The organism is Azospirillum sp. A23 (assembly GCF_042938965.1).
GTDB classification, from domain to species: Bacteria; Pseudomonadota; Alphaproteobacteria; order Azospirillales; family Azospirillaceae; genus Azospirillum; species Azospirillum melinis.
This window is the reverse complement of sequence record NZ_CP170667.1, coordinates 1509390-1528144: the sequence shown is the minus strand read 5'-3', so window position 1 is coordinate 1528144 and position 18755 is coordinate 1509390. Positions and strand designations below refer to the sequence as shown.

Below are 18755 nucleotides of genomic sequence, written 5' to 3'. Positions count from 1 at the left end.
GTGGGAATAAAGCGGCAGGGCAGGGCGTCATGACTGACGACGACGCCATCCCCGGACCCGACATGAGCCCGCCCGACATCGACGACCGCGCCATCGCTGCGCATGTGCCGCGGCTCCGGCGCTATGCCACCGCTTTGGTGGGCAACCGGCCGGACGCCGACGATCTGGTGCAGGACTGCGTGGAGAAGGCGCTGGCCAACCGGCATGCGCTGCGGGACCCGTCGAAGCTCGGCGGCTGGCTGATGACGATCCTGCACAACCTGCACATCTCCAGCCAGCGCGGCCGGCGACGGCGCGGGGCCGAGGTGCCGGTGGAGGATCTGGCCGACGATCTGGCGCTGAGCGCCCCGCCGGCCGACCGTGGGGCGGTGCGCGACTTCGTCCGCGCCTTCGCCCAGCTGACCGACGAACACCGCACCATTCTGCTGCTGACGGGAATGGAGGGGCTGTCCTACCGAGAGGTGGCGGAGGTCTTGGAGTTACCGATCGGGACGGTGATGTCGCGGCTGGCCCGGGCGCGCGAAAAATTGAGGGTCCTGCTGGACGGTGGAACCCAGCAGGTCGTCAGGAGGATCAAGTGATGAGCGGCTTCAGCAATCCCGTGACCGAAGCCGAGCTGCATGCCTGGCTGGACGGCGAATTGCCGGAGGAACGGCAGGCCGCTGTCGAACGCCACCTCGCCGACCATCCGGAGGTCGCCCAGCGCTTCGAACGCTACCGTGCCCAGCGCTCCCTGCTGGGGCAGAGCTTCGGTCCGCTGATCGAGCAGCCTCTGCCCGACCGGCTGACCCCGCCCTTCACCGCCCGCGACCATTCCGAGAAGCCGGCTCCTGTCCGTGGCCGTGCTGTCTGGTGGGGAACGGCGATTGCCGCCTCCCTTCTGGTGTTCATCGCCGGCGGCGCCAGCGGCTGGCTGATGCGCGACCGCATCGGTGCGCGGGCCGAGCCACCGACCGCCGCCTTCATCGCCGATGCCGTCGCCGCTCACCGCGTCTTCTCCGTCGAGGTCCGTCATCCGGTCGAGATCGGCGTCGATGAGGAGGCGCATCTGGTCAACTGGCTGTCCAAGCGGTTGGGTAAGAATATGCGTTGCCCAAAAGTCACACGAGGGGGTTACCAACTGATCGGCGGCCGGCTTTTGGCCGATTCCGCTGGACCTGTTGCAATGTACATGTACGAGGATGCGGCCGGGCGTCGCATCACGTTGTATATCCGCCCCTCTCCCAACACCTCCGGTTCAGCGTTCCGGTTCGCCCAGGATGGTGGCGTCCGCGCTTTGTACTGGCAGGACAATGGGTTGGCGCTGGCCGTCGCCGGAGAGACCGATCGGGATACCCTGTCCGGCGTCGCCGAGGAGGTCTATGGCGCGTTGAATTCGTGAGTCTACCCACGGACTTATCAACAGGAATGTTGCCGCGCCCCCCTATCGTCCGCGGCCGTCATCTGGTAGCTTCCTCACCGGCTGGCACAAAATGTTGCGGCTTATGGAAAACGGCACTAGACCGTGACCTGTTTGCCACAGCATAACCGGACACCGGATCGGGAGTACTCGGGGATGAGTTGGACGGACGAGCGGATTCAACAGCTCAAGGATCTCTGGTCCCAGGGTTTGAGCGCGAGCGAGATCGCCGACATTCTGGGAGACATCACCCGCAACGCGGTCATCGGCAAGGCCCATCGCCTGGGCTTGTCGGGCCGGCCGTCGCCAATCAAGAAGAAGCCGACCCGCGGCGCCACCATCCTCGCTCTGACGGAGCGGATGTGCAAATGGCCGGTCGGCGACCCCAAGCACCAGGATTTCCACTTCTGCGGAAAGACCGCCCTGCCGGGCATGCCCTATTGCGCGGAGCACGCCGCTCTGGCCTATCAGCCGGCGTCGGGCAGCAAGAAGCGTGAAGAAGACCGCAACGTCGGCGCCGCCTGACAGTTTGGCAAGATACCCAACAAAAAAGCCCGCTCTCGGGGGAGAGACGGGCTTTTTGTTGAATGATTTGTGGGCCGGCTGGTTGCGCGGGAAGGAGCCCTATCGGACCTCCGCCGCATCGCGCAGCATCAGAACCATCCCCTTATGGCCGGCGACCAGCATCGCCGCCCCGGCCGGCCGATCCGGTCCTTCGACCGACCACAGCGTGTCGCCGACGAACACTCGCCCCTGTCCGTTGATGATCGGCTCGCTCAGTGTCACCGCACGGCCGACCAGCTGACCGGCGCGGTCGTTGATCCGGGCGGCATCGCTTTCCGACGACGCATTGCGGCGGCGCGCATGGACCATCGCGACGGCAACGGCAGCCCCGGCGGCGATTGTGAAGAATCCGGCCTCGTTGACCAGCCCCCAGTCATGCCAGAGCGCGGTGACCAGCCCGGTCAGCATCGCCGCCCCGCCGAACCAGATCAGGAACAGGCCGGGGATCACCAGCTCGGCCGCGATCAGCACAGCGCCCAGCGCTCCCCAAAGCAGAGGCGACATCCGTCACTCCCCATCCGCAGCGGATGCGGTCGGCGGCACCGACCAGGGATTGCGCTTGGCGGCGGCGGGAGGCTCCGGCGGTCTCGGCGGGGTCGCTTCGCGCAGCAACTCGCCCAGACCCGAGAGGGCACCCGCCACACCGGCCAGTTCCACCGGCAGGATCATCGTCTTCTGGTTGGGAGAGGCGGCGAAGGCCTTCAGCGCCTCCATGTATTTCTGACCGAGGAAATAGCCCAGCGCCTGGTTCGAACCCTGCGCCACCGCTTCCGACACCAGCCGCGTCGCCTTGGCTTCGGCCTCCGCCAGCCGTTCGCGCGCCTCTGCCTCCAGCTTGGCGGCTTCCAGCTTGCCCTGGGCGATGCGGATCTGGCTTTCCTTCTCGGCGTCCGCTTCCAGAATCTGGGCGCGGCGAAGGCGTTCGGCCTTCAACTGCCGGCCCATCGCCTGAACGATGTCGTCGGGCGGCGTGATGTCGCGCAACTCGATGCGGGTCACCCGCACACCCCAGGAGGCGGTCGCCTCATCCACCGCACGCAGCAGGTTGGCGTTGATCGCCTCGCGCTGGCTCAGCAACTCGTCGAGGTCCATGGAGCCCATCACCGTCCGGGTGGTGGTCATCGCCAGCGTCTGGATCGCCCGCTGCAGGTCGTTGACCTCGTAGGTCGCCTTCATCGGGTCCAGAACCTGGAAATAAAGCACCCCGTCGGCGGTCACCGCGGCATTGTCCTTGGTGATGACGCTCTGCGACGGTACGTCCACCACCGTCTCGCGCATGTCCACCTTGGCCCGGATCGAGCTGATGACCGGAAAGATCACGTTGAAGCCGGGATGCAGAGTCTCCTGATAGCGACCCAGCCGTTCGACGATGAAGTTGAAGCCCTGGGGGACCGTGCGGACGCTCGTGATCGCCAGAATGACGACCAGCACGAACGCCGCGATGACCAGAATGCCGAGTTCCATCAATCGCCGCTCCTGACATGGACGGGCACCCTCGCAGACGCCCTCACACCCCCCCATCATGAGCCAATTCGGAGAGGCTGCAAATGCCGCCCCCGTCGCAACAGCGTGTCTCAGTAATCCTGGGTGTCATGCTTCAGCCGCACCAGTTCGCCGTTCAACAGCGACAGCATCAGCTGCACCACCATTTCATGGACGATCACGGTGTGGTGGTTGCCGGTCTCCTGCATTGCCTTGCGCAGCGATTCCCGCACCGCCGGCACACCGGTGACATCGATCAGCACATCCAGACCGTCACCCAGCTCCGCCAGATCGTGGAAGTTGGTGGTGGTCTTCACGCCCCGGTGTTCGGCAAGGCGCATGCCCGGCGCCTTGGGATCGAGATCCGCCACACCCAGCAGTTCGACGAAGGGAGCGGCCAGCAGCTTGAGCAGCAGCGGCGTTCCTGTCTCGCCGGCACCGATGACGGCGACGCGGAACAGATCGTTGGACATCGGGTTTGTTCCTTTTCAAATTCGGACAAGAAAAAAGCGGGGAGCCGAAACTCCCCGCTCGAACCCTAGCCGAGCCGCAGTCCGGTTTGACCCGGACGCGGCGTCGCACCCTGTGAAGAAAGCGCCGGCTGAAGACGACGCCGGCCTTACGACCAGGCGGCCATCTTCTTTTCCAGGTTGTCCGACAGCTTGTCCAGGAACTGCTTCGTGGTCAGCCACGGCTGCTGCGGGCCGATCAGGATGGCGAGATCCTTGGTCATGAAGCCGGACTCGACGGTCTCGACGCAGACACGCTCCAGCGTCTGGGCGAACTTGATCACGTCCGGGGTGTCGTCGAACTTGCCGCGATACGCCAGGCCCTGGGTCCAGGCATAGATCGAGGCGATCGGGTTGGTCGAGGTTTCCTTGCCCTTCTGGTGCTCGCGGTAGTGGCGGGTCACCGTGCCATGGGCGGCCTCGGCCTCGACGGTCTTGCCGTCCGGCGTGACCAGGACCGAGGTCATCAGGCCCAGCGAGCCGAAGCCCTGCGCCACGACGTCCGACTCGACGTCGCCGTCGTAGTTCTTACAGGCCCACACGAAACCGCCTTCCCACTTCAGGGCCGAAGCGACCATGTCGTCGATCAGGCGATGCTCGTAGACCAGGCCCTTGGCCTTGAACTGGTCGGCGTAGGTCTCGTCGAAGATCTTCTGGAAGATGTCCTTGAAGCGGCCGTCATAGGCCTTCAGGATCGTGTTCTTCGTCGACAGGTAGACCGAGTAGCCGCGCTCAAGGCCGTACATCAGGCTGGAGTGGGCGAAGCCCTCGATCGAGTCGTCGAGGTTGTACATGCCCATCGCCACGCCGGCGCTGGGGTAGTCGAACACCTCGTGCTCGATCTGGCTGCTGCCGTCGGCGGCTTCCCACTTGATCGTCATCTTGCCCGGACCGGGGACGACGAAGTCGGTGGCCTTGTACTGGTCGCCGAAGGCGTGACGGCCGATGATGATCGGCTTGGTCCAGCCCGGAACGTAGCGCGGAACGTTTTCGCAGACGATCGGCTCGCGGAAGACGGTGCCGCCCAGGATGTTGCGGATGGTGCCGTTCGGCGACTTCCACATCTTCTTGAGGTTGAACTCCTTCACCCGAGCTTCGTCCGGGGTGATGGTCGCGCACTTCACGCCGACGCCATACTGCTTGATGGCGTTCGCGGACTCGACGGTGACCTTGTCGTCGGTCTTGTCGCGGTTCTCGATGCCGAGGTCGTAGTACTTCAGGTCGATGTCGAGGTAGGGCAGGATCAGCTTGTCTTTGATGAACTGCCAGATGATGCGCGTCATCTCGTCGCCGTCGAGTTCGACGACCGGATTGGCTACCTTGATCTTGGTCATGGGTGCGAGATCTCCCCGAACGGGTAAGGGCGTTGTCATTCCTTGGGAGCCGGGCGCGTCGTCCAGCGGGCGCTTGTTGCCGGGGAGCATGCCGCATGGGTGGCTCCCCGGTACCCCGGGCGGAAATCAATCGCGGTTATATAGCATCGCCCCGTGACGGAAAGGAAGGCACGGCGGTGGCTCAGGCGTCGATGTCGCACGATTCCGCTTGCAACACGGCCCTGCGCCCGGCCATGATGGTCAATTGGTATTACCGGTTGGCCGGATTGTCGCCCTTTGACGGCGGAATGCCGCGTTGGGGCCGCAAATCCGGCGCTTGGAACGGTCAGGCCGCCGACTCCGGCGTTCGTGAGGGTCGCCGTTCCACCGGAAGGCTGGCCGCCGTGCCGGCAAGGTCGCGTTCCGCATTCAGCATGTAGTCGCGGGTCAAGGGCACTGCCCCCAGCGAGCGTGCGACCTGGACTTGGAACACCATGTGCCCCTGCAGCCGGAAGGCCAGTTCGGCACCGGCCAGATAGAATTCCCACATGCGGCAGAACCGCTCGTCGTACAGGGCCTTGGCATCCTCCCAGCGGTCGAGGAAGCGGGCACGCCAGTGACGCAGCGTTTCGGCGTAATGCAGGCGCAACACCTCCAGGTCGGTGGCGAACAGGCCGGACCGCTCGATGACCGGCAGCACCTCCGACAGGGCAGGGGAATAGCCGCCGGGGAAGATGTATTTGCGGATCCAGGGGTTGGTGCTTGCCGGCCCGTCGAGCCGGCCGATGGCGTGGATCAGGGCCACGCCCTCGTCGTTCAGCATCTCGCGTACCGCCGAGAAGTAATCGTGGTAATGCGGCACGCCGACATGCTCGAACATGCCGACCGAGACGATGCGGTCGAAGGCCCCCCGGTGGGCGGCGGCGAATTCGCGATAGTCGCGCAGTTCGAAGGCGACCCGGTCGGCCAGCCCCGCCTCCTCCGCCCGCTGGCGGGCGACCGCCAGCTGTTCGGACGACAGGGTGATGCCGGTCACCCGTGCCCCGGTGTGCCGCGCCAGATAGAGCGCCATGCCGCCCCAGCCGCAGCCGATGTCGAGCACCCGCATGCCCGGCACGATCAGCAGCTTGGCTGCGATGTGCCGCTTCTTGGCCTCCTGCGCCTCGTCCAGCGATATCCCCGGCTCGGGGAAGTAGGCGCAGGAATACTGCATGTCCCGGTCAAGGAAGAGCTGATAGAACTGGCGTGACAGGTTGTAGTGATGCTCCACATTCTGCCGTGACCGCTGCATCGGGTTGTATTGCTGCACATGGCGCAGCAATGGCGACAGCGATTCCAACGCCCGGCCCAGCGCACCCTGAACCTCGGCGCCGCTCATCAGCATCGCCAGCAGGTCGTAGATGGTGCCGCCCTCAATCGAAAAGCGGCCGTCCATATAGGCTTCGCCAAAACGCAGGCGGGGATTGATCAGCAGGTCGCGCTCGACCCTGCGGTCATGGAGGCGAAGGGTCAGATGTGGAGGACCGGAGCCGATCCGATGATGCTTTCCATCGGCCGTAACAAGATTGAGGGTTCCGTCGCCCTTGGCGGCGGCAAGCAGGCGAACCAGCAGCATGCCGAACTCCTTCCGCGGTGCCGTCCAAGCATCGCGCGCAAGGCGGGGTGCGACAATTCGTCAATCGGTCAGAACTGCTACCCAATTGGGCATTGCTGCCCTATGCGCAGAGTTATGTGCGGCGCCGCTCCGCCGGGCCCTGAATGCGGAAAACCGCCCGGCCCCAGGTGGGGTGGGCGGCTTCCGGACGAGCGGTGCGACGATGCCGCGAGAACCCCGAAGACGTCTTCGGGGCTGCCGCGGCAGAAGGGCTATCAGCCCTCCTCTTCCTCGGTCGCGGTCTCTTCGACGAAGGTCTCTTCCTCGTCGTCGTCGTCGCGCAGGTCGGCGGCGGTGATCATGCCACCGCGCTGGGCCTGCAGTTCGGCCTCTTCAGCCGAACGGGCGACGTTGACCGTGACCGTGATCGACACTTCCGGGTGCAGGACGACGCGCAGCTTGAACAGACCCAGGGTCTTGATCGGGGTGTCGATCTGGACCTGCTTGCGGTCGGTCTTGTAGCCGGCGGCGGTCAGCGCGTCGGAGACGTCGCGGGTGGTCACGGAGCCGTACAGGACGCCGGTCTCGGCTGCCTGACGGATCACGACGACCGTCACCTTGTCCATCTTGGTCGCGACCTGCTCGGCGTCCTTGCGGCGCTCCAGGTTCACGGCCTCAAGGTGGGCCTTCTGCTTATCGAAGACAGCCAGGTTCGCCTTGGTGGCGCGCATGGCCTTCCGCTGCGGCAGCAGATAGTTGCGGGCGAAGCCGGGACGCACATTGACGACTTGGCCCATCTGGCCGAGCTTCTCGACCCGCTCCAGCAGAATAACTTCCATCACTCGTCCTCCTGACCGGGGGCCGCGGGGGAAAACCGGCGGCGCAGCCCGATCCATTGCTCGATCATGCCCAGGCCGACCAAAAGCAGGATCGGCCACCCGAAGAGAAACAGCATCATGTAGAAGCCAACCAGGATCAGCGTTCGCGCCGACTTGCTGCTGGCGAATACATGAACCACCGAAAGCCCGGCGAAGGCGAACGGGATTGCCAGGATGAGGGCCAGATTGACCGCCAGGAACCCGACGGTTCCCGGTACGGCCGACGCCGCAGCGACCGACACCGCGAACAGCGGCGCCAACCAACCCGGCAGCTCCAGCTCGGCCAGACGCATGGCAGGACGCCGGTTGCGGCCGAACCGCATCAGCGCCCCCTGCGCCAGCACCGCGTTGACGATCGTCATGACAAGCCATGAGACCGCAACCAGTCCCGGCAGGACGGCCGCCACCCAGAATGCCTCGGGATCCGGGGCCGGCTGGCCCTGCGAGCGGAACGCCGGCTCGACGACTCGGGCCAGGGTCTGCCGCATCAGCCCTTCGAGCCCACCGGGCTCTCCGAGCGTCAGGATCACCGCGGCGAGCAGCGCCGCCACGCCCATCCCGGTCAGGCCCATCAGGACCCGACCGGGCGGATACCATTCAAGGGATCCATCTTCCCGCGAGCGCGCCAACAGCGACTGCCGCACCACCAGGATTGCCGGAGCAGCCCCGGTCACCAGGTAGGACAGCGCCACCAGCATGCTGCCGGAGGTGCCCAGCAGCACCGCGGTGGCACCGGCCAGACCGGCCAGCGCCACCACCGGAGCCCCCAGCCACAGTCCCGTCAGGAACAGGGGCAGGGGGGCCAGATAGCCCAGGATCAGCGCACCCATCCCGCCGAACGTGACCGACAGGTAGAAGAACGCGCTCGCCAGACCGCCGCCGACGGCGACCACCAGCGGAACGGCCGGACCCAAGGCCATGGAAACCCCTTGAAGAACCTTCACCGAAACAGTTCGGCCGTTGCCGGGCTTACTTCACCACGTAGGGGAGAAGGGCCAGGAAACGGGCGCGCTTGATGGCGCGGGCCAGTTCGCGCTGCTTCTTCGTCGAGACCGCGGTGATGCGGCTCGGGACGATCTTCCCGCGCTCGGAGATGAAGCGGGACAGCAGCTTGACGTCCTTGTAATCGATCGCCGGGGCGTTCGCGCCCGAGAACGGGCAGGTCTTGCGGCGACGGAAGAACGGGCGGCGAGCGCCGCCGGTGCGGGCCGGAGCGCCCGTGGTCTGCTTGTCGGACATTTACGCGGACTCCCCTTCGGCGGCGGCAACGTTTTCCTGGCGACGCGGCGGACGCGGGCCACGGTCGTCGAAGCGACGCGGACCACGATCGCCACGCTCGCCGCGCTCACCACGCTCGTTGCGGCTCTGCATCATCGCCGACGGGTTGGCGTCGAGTTCGTCGACACGCACGGTCATGAAGCGCAGCACGTCTTCGCTGATGCTCATGTTCCGCTCCATCTCGGCGACGGCGGCGGCCGGCGCGTCGATGTTGAAGAGGGTGTAGTGACCCTTGCGGTTCTTCTTGATTTTGTAGGTGAGGGTCTTCAGACCCCAGTATTCGCTCTTGGCGATCGTACCGCCGTTGTCGCGAACGATCTGGGCGAACTGCTCAGAGAGCTGCTCGGCCTGGGCGGCCGAAATGTCCTGGCGCGCGATCAGCACGCACTCGTAAAGTGCCATTGCACTCCCCATGGCTGTTCATGGTCCGGCGCTGCGCCCCATCCCTCATGGATCGGATCAGCCGCCCGGGCCTAGCCGACGGCGGACCGGCGGCAAGGAGTTATGAAGCGGCGCAGTATGCACAGGCCGGCGGTGGTAGCAAGTGGAAAACCTCCCCACCTTTTGGAAAATCTATGCCGGCCATAGGGTGTTGTCCGGATGAACGGGAGTGCTGCCGGGATGAACACCGCTGCGCTTCCCGGGAATGGGCTGGGTAGGGGTGGAGCAAGGGTGGATATCGCGCGGGATACGGTCCGGCGCATTTGACCGAAGTGCAATACACCGCCCCAGGCGCCATGTTGCGATTGCCGCTCCTGGCGGAGCTATGCGTCGAATCGCCCACGCATGCTCCGCCGGCGGCATGACAGCCCGGTGCCTGGAGTAGCCATGCGCAAGAACATGTTGCCGTACCATGTCGTGGAACTGAGAGGGTTGGCCTGCATCCTGCTGGTCGCCTATCACGTGGTCGGCATTCCCGGATCCGGAATGCAGGTGGCGGAGGGGTCGATCTACCGCTACGCCACCGACAGCTTCGAGTTGATCCGTATGCCGCTCTTCACCTTCATCTCGGGGTTGGTCTATGCCCTGAACCCGGCCCGGAGCGACCGGCTGAAGACCTTCTTCGTCAAGAAGCTTCGTCGCCTGGGCTTCCCGTTCCTGGTGGTGTCCGCCATCTTCTATTTCCTGCAGACGCATGCGCCGGGCGCGAACGGAAGTTTCGTTCCCGAGTCGATGTGGCGGATCTACGTCTATCCCTATGCCCATTTCTGGTATTTGCAGGCGCTTTTCCTGATCTTCTCCGTCGTGGCGCTGCTCGATGCGCTCCATGCCATGGATAGACCGGGCGGATTCGTGCTGGCAATGGCCGCAGCGGTGGCGGCCTGCCTGACGGTCCATGTCGAATCGAATATCTTCTCGATCAACGAGGCCTGCTTCCTGTTGCCGCACTTCCTGTTCGGGGTGGGCGTCACCCGCTTCCGGGCGATGGTCCCGCGGCAGACGATGCAGGCGGCGGCCGGAGCGGCACTTGCCCTCGGTGTCGCGCTTCATCAGGCATCGCTGTGGGGGTATCTGCCCCACTTCGGCTGGAACAGCAGCGTTGCCCTGTTGTGCGGCATGGGCGGAGCGGTGACCCTGCTGCATGCCATGCCGTCGAGCCGGATTTTCCGGACCGTCGGCGCCTCTTCCTATGCGATCTACCTGCATCATGCCCTGTTCGCCGCCGGCACGCGGGTTGTGCTGCACCATGTGGATGCCCCGGACGGCGTGATTTTCTGGGGGGCACTGCTTTCCGGCCTGATGGGCCCGATGGTGCTGGAGATGCTGGCGCAGTTCCGGCCATGGACCAGGGTGGCGCTGATGGGCAAGGCATGACCGCAGGCCTTTGATTTGCACTGCGGCAAACGGTGCAAGACCCGGTGAGCGGCACCTCTGTGCGAGCCCACGAACAACCCCTTCGGAATGGCGGTTTTTCGTGGGCTTTCTGCCTCAATACGTGGCGTTTTATCGCACCATTGTCGCTTTGGTCATCGCGCGTCGCTTGACTTGCTCAAAAGTGAGGGTATGACTGTCGCCCAATCCATGGTGCCGCCGCAGGGGCGGGGCGCATTCATCCAGGGTTTCACCGAAGCATGACCAGGGCGTTCGTCTTTCCGGGGCAGGGCAGCCAGGCCGTCGGCATGGGCCGCGAACTCGCCGAGGCGTTCGAAGTCGCCCGTCACACCTTTGAAGAGGTGGACGATGCGCTGAACCAGCGGCTGTCGCGCCTGATGGTCGAGGGCCCCGAGGCCGATCTGACCCTGACCGAAAACGCCCAGCCCGCCCTGATGGCGGTCAGCGTCGCGGTGATGCGGGTGTTGGCGAGCGAGGGCGGTGTCGATCTGTCCAAGCATGCCACCTTCGTTGCCGGCCATTCGCTGGGCGAGTATTCGGCGCTGTGCGCTGCCGGTGCCTTCTCGCTGGGCGACACCGCGCGCCTGCTGAAACTGCGCGGGCAGGCGATGCAGAAGGCCGTTCCGGTCGGCAAGGGCGCCATGGCGGCCCTGCTGGGTGCCGATCTGGATCAGGCGCAGTCGATCGCCGCCGACGCGGCCCAAGGCGAAGTGTGCAGCATCGCCAACGACAATTCGGTCGGGCAGGTGGTGATCTCCGGCAGTGCCGATGCCATCGACCGTGCCATCGCGCTGGCGGCGGAACGCGGTCTGAAGCGCTCCGTGCGTCTGCCGGTGTCCGCTCCTTTCCATTGCTCGCTGATGCAGCCGGCCGCCGATGCGATGGCGGAGGCTCTGGCGAACGTCACGATTTCCGCGCCGGTGGTTCCGGTGGTTGCCAACGTCACCGCCTCTGCGGTGTCCGATCCCAACGCCATCCGCCGCCTGCTGGTCGAGCAGGTGACCGGCATGGTCCGCTGGCGCGAATGCGTGCTCTATATGAAGGAGCAAGGCGTCGAACGGTTGGTCGAGGTCGGGTCGGGCAAGGTGCTCGCCGGGCTGACCAAGCGCATCGACAAGGATATGGCGGCGGTGTCGGTCGGTACCCCGGCCGATGTCGAGTCGTTCCTGAAAACCCTGTGATTGTATCAGCACTCTGATAAATCAGCGTCATGAGGCCATCCATGTTTGACCTGACCGGCAAGTCGGCCCTCGTCACCGGCGCGTCCGGCGGCATCGGCGCGTCGATCGCCCGTGCTCTGCACGCCCAGGGCGCTGCCGTCGCGCTGTCCGGCACCCGCGTTGCCCCGTTGGAGGCCCTGGCCGCCGAGCTGGGCGAGCGTGCCTTCGTCGTGCCCGGGAACCTGTCGGAGGCCGCCGCCACCGAACAGCTGTTCAAGGACGCCGAGGCGGCGCTGGGCAGGATCGACATTCTCGTCAACAATGCCGGCCTGACCCGCGACCAGATCGCCATGCGCCTGAAGGACGAGGACTGGCAGTCGGTCATCGACGTGAACCTGACGGCGGCCTTCCGTCTGTCGCGGGCCGCCATGCGCGGCATGATGAAGCGCCGCTGGGGCCGCATCATCAACATCACGTCGATCGTCGGCGTCACCGGCAACGCGGGGCAGGCGAACTACGCCGCCTCCAAGGCCGGCCTGATCGGCATGTCGAAATCGCTGGCGGCCGAACTGGGTTCGCGCAGCATCACCGTCAATTGCGTCGCGCCGGGCTTCATCGCCACGGCCATGACCGACGCGCTGAACGAGGAGCAGAAGCAGAAGCTGCTCCCGTCTATCCCGGCCGGCCGCATGGGCCAGTCGGACGAGATCGCCGCCGGGGTCGTGTACCTCGCGAGCGAGGAGGCCGCCTACGTCACCGGCCAGACGCTGCATATCAACGGCGGCATGGCTATGATCTGATGAGGATCGGACGGGGCGGCATCGCCACGTGTGAAGAACGGCGCCAACCAGGCTCGCTCGCGGGTGCTGGTCAAGGCTGCTGAAATGTGTTATCGGACGGGGCTTTTCGCGGCAGGACGGCACGTTCTTCGCGTGTTGCTCCGACCGGATTATCCCGAGCGGTTTCAAGGATTGGAAGGTCTTAAAAGATGAGCGACATCGCCGAGCGCGTGAAGAAGATCGTTGTGGACCACCTGGGTGTCGAGGAGTCGAAGGTGGTGGAGAACGCCTCCTTCATCGACGATCTGGGCGCTGACAGCCTCGACACCGTCGAGCTGGTCATGGCCTTCGAGGAAGAGTTCGGTGTCGAGATCCCGGACGACGCCGCGGAGAAGATCCTGTCGGTGAAGGACGCCATCGACTTCATCAAGGCCAACGCCGCCGCCTGATCGGGCCGCGGGCATTGAGCCCCCGAGGGCCAGGCAAACCGCATTTGCAACACCAGCAGCGCGGGGCCTGGCCGTCGACGACCAGATCGTCGACAGTTTATTCGAGGAAAGGTCAAGGAACAGCCTCATGAGACGTGTCGTCGTCACCGGACTCGGTATGGTCACGCCGCTCGGCGTCGGCCACACGCTGAACTGGGAGCGGCTGATTTCCGCAACGTCGGGAATCCGCGGCATCACGGGGTTCGACGCTTCGGACCTGGCCTCCAAAGTCGCCGGGCAGGTCCCGCGCGGAAACGGTGAGGGCGAGTTCAACGCCGACACCTTCATTCCGCCGAAGGACCAGCGGAAGATGGATGACTTCATCATCTTCGCCATCGCCGCGGCGCAGGAAGCAATCAAGGATTCGGGTTGGGTTCCCCAGACAGATGAAGAGCGCGAGCGGACCGGCGTCATGGTCGGTTCGGGCATCGGCGGCCTTCCGGGCATCGCCGACGGCGCCGTCACCCTGCACGAAAAGGGTCCGCGCCGCCTGTCGCCCTTCTTCATCCCGGCCTGCCTGATCAATCTGGCCTCCGGCCATATTTCGATCCAGCACGGCTTCAAGGGCCCCAACCATGCGGTCGTCACCGCCTGCTCGACCGGCGCGCACGCCATCGGCGACGCTGCCCGTCTGATCATGTGGGACGATGCCGACATCATGGTCGCCGGCGGTACGGAGGCGGCGGTCAGCCGTCTCGGTGTCGGCGGCTTCGCCGCCATGCGCGCGCTGTCCACCAGCTTCAACGACACGCCCGAAAAGGCGTCGCGCCCCTATGACAGGGAGCGCGATGGCTTCGTCATCGGCGAGGGTGCCGGTGTGGTCGTGCTGGAGGAGCTGGAGCACGCCAAGAAGCGCGGCGCCACCATCTATGCCGAAGTTGTCGGTTATGGCATGTCCGGCGACGCGCACCACATCTCCGCTCCGGCGGAAGACGGCAATGGCGGTTTCCGCGCCATGAAGGCCGCGTTGAAGCGCGCCGGGCTGAACCCGTCCGATATCGATTACGTCAACGCCCATGGCACCTCGACGCCGCTCGGCGACGAGATCGAACTGGGGGCGGTGAAGCGCCTGTTCGGCGACGCCATGGACAATCTGGCGATGTCCTCCACCAAGTCGGCCATCGGCCACCTGCTGGGGGCCGCCGGTGCGGTCGAGGCGATCTACTCGATCAAGGCGATCAACCACGGCATCGTGCCGCCCACGCTGAATCTCGAAAATCCGTCCGAGAGCTGCATGGGCGTCAATCTGGTGCCCAAGGTGGCGCAGGAGCGCCGCGTTCGCGCCGCGCTGTCGAACTCCTTCGGGTTCGGCGGCACCAATGCCTCGCTGGTGTTCAAGGAATTTGCGTAAACGAAGCGCCGCACCCGCGTTGCGGTTTGCAGTCTTCAAGAGGTGAGCGATGGGCTGGGGTCTCCGGATTTTTGCGGGGACGCTGGTCCTCGCTGTCGGTGCGGCGGGCGGAATCGGCGTCTGGGGCTACCAGCGCTATTCGGCCCCTGGACCGTTGGAGCAATCCGAAACGGTCGTCATCCCGCGTGGCAGCGGGCTGGAGGCCATTGCCATCACGCTGGGCGACTCCGGCGTGATCGGGTCGCCGCTGGTTTTCGCCGCCGCGGCCAAGCTGTCCGGCACCTTCCGTGAATTGAAGGCCGGCGAATACCAGTTCCCCGCGGGAATCAGCATCGAAGGCGTTCTGGAGCAGATGCGCCAGGGCCGTACCGTCGTGCGTCGCTTCACCGTGCCGGAGGGGCTGACCTCCGCCCAGGTGGTCGCACTGCTCGCACGGGAAACCGGACTGACCGGCGATCTGCCCAAGCCGCCGAAGGAAGGCTCCCTTCTGCCGGAGACCTACCACTTCGCCTATGGCGACAATCGCGCCGCTCTGATCGAGCGGATGCAGACGGCGATGACCCAGGCGCTTGCCGAGGCCTGGAAGAACCGCGACCAGAATTTGCCGTTCGAAACGCCGCAGCAGGCGTTGACACTCGCCTCCATCGTCGAGAAGGAGACCGGCATCGCGGCTGAGCGGCCGCGGGTGGCGGGGGTTTTCGTCAACCGGTTGGAAGCCGGCATGAAGCTGCAGTCCGATCCGACGGTGATCTATGCGCTGACCGATGGCAGCGGCGAGCTGGGGCGGGCCCTGACCCGCAACGACTGGAAGTTCGAGTCGCCCTACAACACCTATGTCGCCACCGGGCTGCCGCCGGGGCCGATCGCCAATCCGGGCAAGGCCTCGATCCAGGCGGTGATGAAGCCCGAACGGCACGAGTTCCTGTATTTCGTCGCCGACGGCAGCGGTGGCCATGTCTTCGCCAAGTCGCTGGCGGACCACAACCGCAACGTCACCAAATGGCGCGAGGTCCAGCAAGGCCGGCAGCCGGAGCATGGCGAAACGTCATCGGATTGACGGCCGATAACGATCCGCTTGGTTGCGCGCATTTTAGGAATTCGGCAGTCTTTGCATCGCAGCGAAACTGACCACCATTCCCCGGGGAGATGTAATGAGCGTGGATGTCGAACAGCGCATCCGTGATCGCGCCTATGCGATCTGGCTGGAAGAGGGCTGTCCCCACGGCCGCGATGCCGACCATTGGGTCCAGGCCGAACGCGCGGTCCTGGCCGAAGCGGTTGCCGTTCCCGATCATGCGCCGGTCGTCGCCGTGGTGAAGGCTCCGCGCAAGACCACCAACGCCAAGCCGCGCAGTGTGGTGAAGCCCGCCGAAGCGGAAGCCGCGCCTGCCGAGCCCCCGAAGACGCGCAAGCCGCGGACCCGCAAGGCGGTCACCGCCTGATCGGTCGCAGGATGGCTTCCGGGGTCAGGCGGCGTTCGAAGCCTGCGGCAGTTGCAGGTTGGAAATGACCATCACCCCGGCGGTCGTGCCGTAGGACTTGCGGGCGGCGCGCAGAGCCTCCAGCGCCTCCGTAAGGCTTTCCTCGGCGAAGCCCGGAGCCAGCCCGGCCAGTTCCCGCTCCGTCAAATCGATGAAGGCGTCCAGCAGGCGCGCGTGGATGCGGCTGGCCAGGCGGACTTCATCGGCGACCTTCTGTGCGGGCATGGGGAACTCCCTTGGTGTCGTGTGGGTCTAATGTTCGGTAGAGCGTCTTCTCGGGATCGAGCGTTCCCGCAAACCGATTAGGCGTGGAATAGGGTTAAAAGAACTTTAAATGCCATATAATCCGGGATGGGATTAAGAATTACCACTTCAGAGACTGCAGCTGGTGGTCCTGCGCAGCAGCATGCAGCACCGGAAACGCTTCCGGGTCTCGCTTCCTGTTCAGAACTTCGGCAAGGGCCAAGCGTCAGCCGGCCTGGAAGCGCGACACCTGACGGCGCGTTTCATCGGCGAGGCGGGAGAGATGCACCATCGTCGCGGCAATCTCCTCCGACGCGGCGGCATTCTTGGAGGCGACGGTGCGCACGCTCTCGACCGACCGCTCGATCTCGCGGACGGAGGCCTGCTGTTCCTCCATGGCGACCGCGACCGACTGGAAAGCGCTGTCGATGCGGTCGACCCGTTCGGCCAGACCGTCCATCCGGCGCCGTGCCTGTTCGGTGACGGTCTTGCCCTCTTCGGCCAGTGCGGCGGCCGCTTCGATGATCTCGGCGATCTGGCGGGCGCTTTCGACGGCGTTGTCGGCGAGCTTGCCGACCTCCTCGGCGACCACTTCGAAGCCCTTGCCCTGTTCGCCGGCGCGGGCGGCTTCGATGGAGGCGTTGACCGACAGGATGTTGGTCTTCACCGCGATCTGGGTGATGGCCTCGGTGATGCGGCCGATGCGGCGGCTGTTGTCGGCGATGGTCTGCGAGACGCGCAGCAGCCGCGCCATGTCCTGCCGCCCGCCATCGGCGAAGCCGGCGGCATCCTTCACCATGTCGGACGCATCGCGTGTGCTGTCGGTGACATGGGCGATGGCGCGGGCCGATTGCCCGACCGCCGTCGCCACCTGATCCAGATCGTCGGTCTGTTCCGATGCACCGTCCGACACATGGGCGATGGCGGTGCTGGCCTGCCCGGCGGCGACGGCGACCTGGGTCGCCTGCTCGCCGATGGTGCGGAAGGCCGTGCCGGTTTCCTGCAGCAGGTCCACCATCTCGCCATAGGCCCCATGGAAGTCCGGTGCCTGCCGCGTCCCGACCGTCTCAAGCGATTCCACCGGCTTGCCGGACAGCCTGTGCATCTCACCATGCAGTCCGTGCAGCACCTGGATGACGGTGGCGAGGGCACGGCCGATGGAGCCCAGCTCGTCCTGCCGGCCGGTGTTGGGCACCGCCACCGTCAGATCGCCGTCCGACAGGCGCTGGACCGCCGCGGTGGTGGCGGCGATGGGGCCGGTCAGGCTACGGGCGATCAGGATGGACAGGATCGTGCCGGCGGCCAGCGCGCCGAGCGCCCCGCTCCACAACAGCATGACCGCGCGCGACCGTCCGGCCTCGCGCTCGGCCGTCTGGGCGGCCACCAGCTGCGTCACCTGATCGTTGACGGTTCTGGCGGCGTCGCGCATGGCGTCCCGCGCGGCGTTGCGCCGTGCGACGATGTCGGCCACCAGCAGGAACTCCGTCTCCACCCCCATGATGGAGGCGGTCAGCTTCTCCGACTCGCGCAGCGCTTCCCCGTCGTTGGCCGCCTTGCGGACATCGCCGACGACCGCCAGCAGCCGGTCGATGCTGGCACTGAGGGAGTTGCGGCCGGAACCGCCATGGTCGATCAGGAACTGCTGCACGTCCAGCAGCGCGCCGCGGGTGTCCTGGATCAGCCGCCCGGCGATGGAGACCAGCAGCGCCGAGGATTCCAGCGCCGTCACCGCCGCACGGTCGCCGGGATCGGCCTTCACCCGCGCCAGCGCGTCGGCATAGCGCGCCGACTGCTCGTGCGTCAGTGTCTGCGCGATCACCAGCAGGGCGGCGGTCTGCTTGCGCAGCTTCGCCAGGCTGGCGAAACGGTCGACCTCCAGCCCGACCACCTCGTCGAAGGACTTGCGGTAGGCCGCCAGCTTCTCCAGCGCCTCGCGCAACGCCTCCGGGGGGACTGCATGATCGGGCAGGGCCAGCAGCGCCTCGGCCTCCGTCCTCAACTGGTCGGTCAGCTGCCGCACCCGCCGGCTGGCGGAGGGATCGACGTCCAGCAGGTAGCGCGACTCCTCCTGCCGGGCGCTGTACAGCAGCGTGTCCAGACGGGCGGTCTGGGCGGCGATCTCCACCCGCGAGGCGTAGGTGTTCAGCCCGCTCCAGCCGACGACGGCGACGGCGAGCGTCAGCAGCAGGACGGCGGCGAAGCCCAGGGCGATGCGGGTGGCGATGGACATGCCGGTGGAGGTCCGATCAAGGCTGCCCCGAGGGCGGCGCCGGGTTGAGCGATGGGCGGACGGCGGAAGCCCCGCGTGAACTGCGGCATCTCAGTCCATCTGCCGGATTCACCTTGCTTCGGTTGGGGTGCATCCGGCAAGTCATAAGGGTGGCGTGCGGTCTCCGCGAGATG

General features: G+C 65.8%; 21 protein-coding genes. 10 read left to right on the top strand and 11 right to left on the bottom strand.

The annotated features are described in order from the left end of the window. Positions 1 to 29 precede the first annotated feature (29 nt). From ABNQ40_RS24615 to ABNQ40_RS24605, 3 genes are all read left to right on the top strand, one after another. Complete coding sequence (locus tag ABNQ40_RS24615) at positions 30 to 581, top strand: RNA polymerase sigma factor (RefSeq protein WP_109047670.1); 552 nt, start codon at positions 30 to 32, stop codon at positions 579 to 581. Further along, the gene (locus ABNQ40_RS24610) at positions 581 to 1381 is read left to right on the top strand and encodes an anti-sigma factor (RefSeq protein ID WP_109047671.1); all 801 of its coding nucleotides are present in this window, start codon (positions 581 to 583) and stop codon (positions 1379 to 1381) included. The genes ABNQ40_RS24615 and ABNQ40_RS24610 overlap by 1 nt, the downstream gene beginning before the upstream one ends. 174 nt (positions 1382 to 1555) lie before the next feature. Continuing rightward, positions 1556 to 1924 carry a GcrA family cell cycle regulator gene (locus ABNQ40_RS24605; protein WP_109047672.1) on the top strand — a complete coding sequence of 123 codons (369 nt, stop codon included), beginning with the start codon at positions 1556 to 1558 and terminating at the stop codon, positions 1922 to 1924. A 99-nt stretch (positions 1925 to 2023) separates the two neighbouring features. On the opposite strand, the gene ABNQ40_RS24600 is transcribed toward ABNQ40_RS24605, so the two are convergent. From ABNQ40_RS24600 to rpsF, 9 genes are all read right to left on the bottom strand, one after another. Beyond that, the gene (locus ABNQ40_RS24600) at positions 2024 to 2467 is read right to left on the bottom strand and encodes an NfeD family protein (RefSeq protein WP_109047673.1); all 444 of its coding nucleotides are present in this window, start codon (positions 2465 to 2467) and stop codon (positions 2024 to 2026) included. A 3-nt stretch (positions 2468 to 2470) separates the two neighbouring features. Beyond that, the gene (locus tag ABNQ40_RS24595; protein ID WP_109047674.1) at positions 2471 to 3427 is read right to left on the bottom strand and encodes an SPFH domain-containing protein; all 957 of its coding nucleotides are present in this window, start codon (positions 3425 to 3427) and stop codon (positions 2471 to 2473) included. Between the two features lie 110 nt (positions 3428 to 3537). Further along, on the bottom strand, positions 3538 to 3918 hold the full coding sequence (locus ABNQ40_RS24590; protein ID WP_109047675.1) for an oxidoreductase: 381 nt from the start codon (positions 3916 to 3918) through the stop codon (positions 3538 to 3540). 146 nt (positions 3919 to 4064) lie between these two features. Continuing rightward, complete coding sequence (locus tag ABNQ40_RS24585; RefSeq protein ID WP_109047676.1) at positions 4065 to 5288, bottom strand: NADP-dependent isocitrate dehydrogenase; 1224 nt, start codon at positions 5286 to 5288, stop codon at positions 4065 to 4067. Between the two features lie 325 nt (positions 5289 to 5613). Beyond that, positions 5614 to 6882, bottom strand: coding sequence for a cyclopropane-fatty-acyl-phospholipid synthase family protein (locus ABNQ40_RS24580; RefSeq protein ID WP_247879523.1), 1269 nt, complete (start codon positions 6880 to 6882; stop codon positions 5614 to 5616). A 254-nt stretch (positions 6883 to 7136) separates the two neighbouring features. Continuing rightward, complete coding sequence (gene rplI / locus ABNQ40_RS24575) at positions 7137 to 7700, bottom strand: 50S ribosomal protein L9 (RefSeq protein WP_109047677.1); 564 nt, start codon at positions 7698 to 7700, stop codon at positions 7137 to 7139. Then, positions 7700 to 8659 (bottom strand): DUF2232 domain-containing protein, encoded by a 960-nt coding sequence (locus ABNQ40_RS24570; protein WP_109047678.1) that lies wholly within the window; start codon positions 8657 to 8659, stop codon positions 7700 to 7702. Before ABNQ40_RS24570 ends, rplI begins: the two co-directional genes overlap by 1 nt. Before the next feature lie 49 nt (positions 8660 to 8708). Continuing rightward, positions 8709 to 8978: a 30S ribosomal protein S18 gene (gene rpsR, locus ABNQ40_RS24565; RefSeq protein ID WP_012974291.1), complete on the bottom strand. Its 270-nt coding sequence runs from the start codon at positions 8976 to 8978 to the stop codon at positions 8709 to 8711. Next, positions 8979 to 9419 (bottom strand): 30S ribosomal protein S6, encoded by a 441-nt coding sequence (gene rpsF / locus ABNQ40_RS24560; protein ID WP_109047679.1) that lies wholly within the window; start codon positions 9417 to 9419, stop codon positions 8979 to 8981. Positions 9420 to 9845: 426 nt separating this feature from the next. Here rpsF and ABNQ40_RS24555 point away from each other — a divergent pair, with 426 nt between their 5' ends. The 7 genes from ABNQ40_RS24555 (at position 9846) to ABNQ40_RS24525 (ending at position 16070) form a co-directional block, all read left to right on the top strand. Beyond that, a complete protein-coding gene (locus tag ABNQ40_RS24555) occupies positions 9846 to 10832 on the top strand; it encodes an acyltransferase (protein WP_109047680.1) in 987 nt (328 codons plus the stop codon). Between the two features lie 257 nt (positions 10833 to 11089). Beyond that, the gene (fabD, locus tag ABNQ40_RS24550; RefSeq protein WP_109047681.1) at positions 11090 to 12031 is read left to right on the top strand and encodes an ACP S-malonyltransferase; all 942 of its coding nucleotides are present in this window, start codon (positions 11090 to 11092) and stop codon (positions 12029 to 12031) included. 41 nt (positions 12032 to 12072) lie between these two features. Continuing rightward, a complete protein-coding gene (fabG, locus tag ABNQ40_RS24545; protein ID WP_109047682.1) occupies positions 12073 to 12810 on the top strand; it encodes a 3-oxoacyl-[acyl-carrier-protein] reductase in 738 nt (245 codons plus the stop codon). Positions 12811 to 12998: 188 nt separating this feature from the next. Beyond that, positions 12999 to 13238 carry an acyl carrier protein gene (locus ABNQ40_RS24540; RefSeq protein WP_014247969.1) on the top strand — a complete coding sequence of 80 codons (240 nt, stop codon included), beginning with the start codon at positions 12999 to 13001 and terminating at the stop codon, positions 13236 to 13238. A gap of 127 nt (positions 13239 to 13365) precedes the next feature. Beyond that, positions 13366 to 14628: a beta-ketoacyl-ACP synthase II gene (gene fabF / locus ABNQ40_RS24535; protein ID WP_109047683.1), complete on the top strand. Its 1263-nt coding sequence runs from the start codon at positions 13366 to 13368 to the stop codon at positions 14626 to 14628. 49 nt (positions 14629 to 14677) lie between these two features. Next, a complete protein-coding gene (gene mltG / locus ABNQ40_RS24530; protein ID WP_109047684.1) occupies positions 14678 to 15685 on the top strand; it encodes an endolytic transglycosylase MltG in 1008 nt (335 codons plus the stop codon). Positions 15686 to 15779: 94 nt separating this feature from the next. Then, positions 15780 to 16070 carry a DUF2934 domain-containing protein gene (locus ABNQ40_RS24525; protein ID WP_109047685.1) on the top strand — a complete coding sequence of 97 codons (291 nt, stop codon included), beginning with the start codon at positions 15780 to 15782 and terminating at the stop codon, positions 16068 to 16070. 24 nt (positions 16071 to 16094) lie between these two features. On the opposite strand, the gene ABNQ40_RS24520 is transcribed toward ABNQ40_RS24525, so the two are convergent. Continuing rightward, the gene (locus tag ABNQ40_RS24520; protein WP_109047686.1) at positions 16095 to 16334 is read right to left on the bottom strand and encodes a hypothetical protein; all 240 of its coding nucleotides are present in this window, start codon (positions 16332 to 16334) and stop codon (positions 16095 to 16097) included. 244 nt (positions 16335 to 16578) lie between these two features. After that, positions 16579 to 18582, bottom strand: coding sequence for a methyl-accepting chemotaxis protein (locus tag ABNQ40_RS24515; protein WP_391347582.1), 2004 nt, complete (start codon positions 18580 to 18582; stop codon positions 16579 to 16581). Positions 18583 to 18755: the final 173 nt, after the last annotated feature.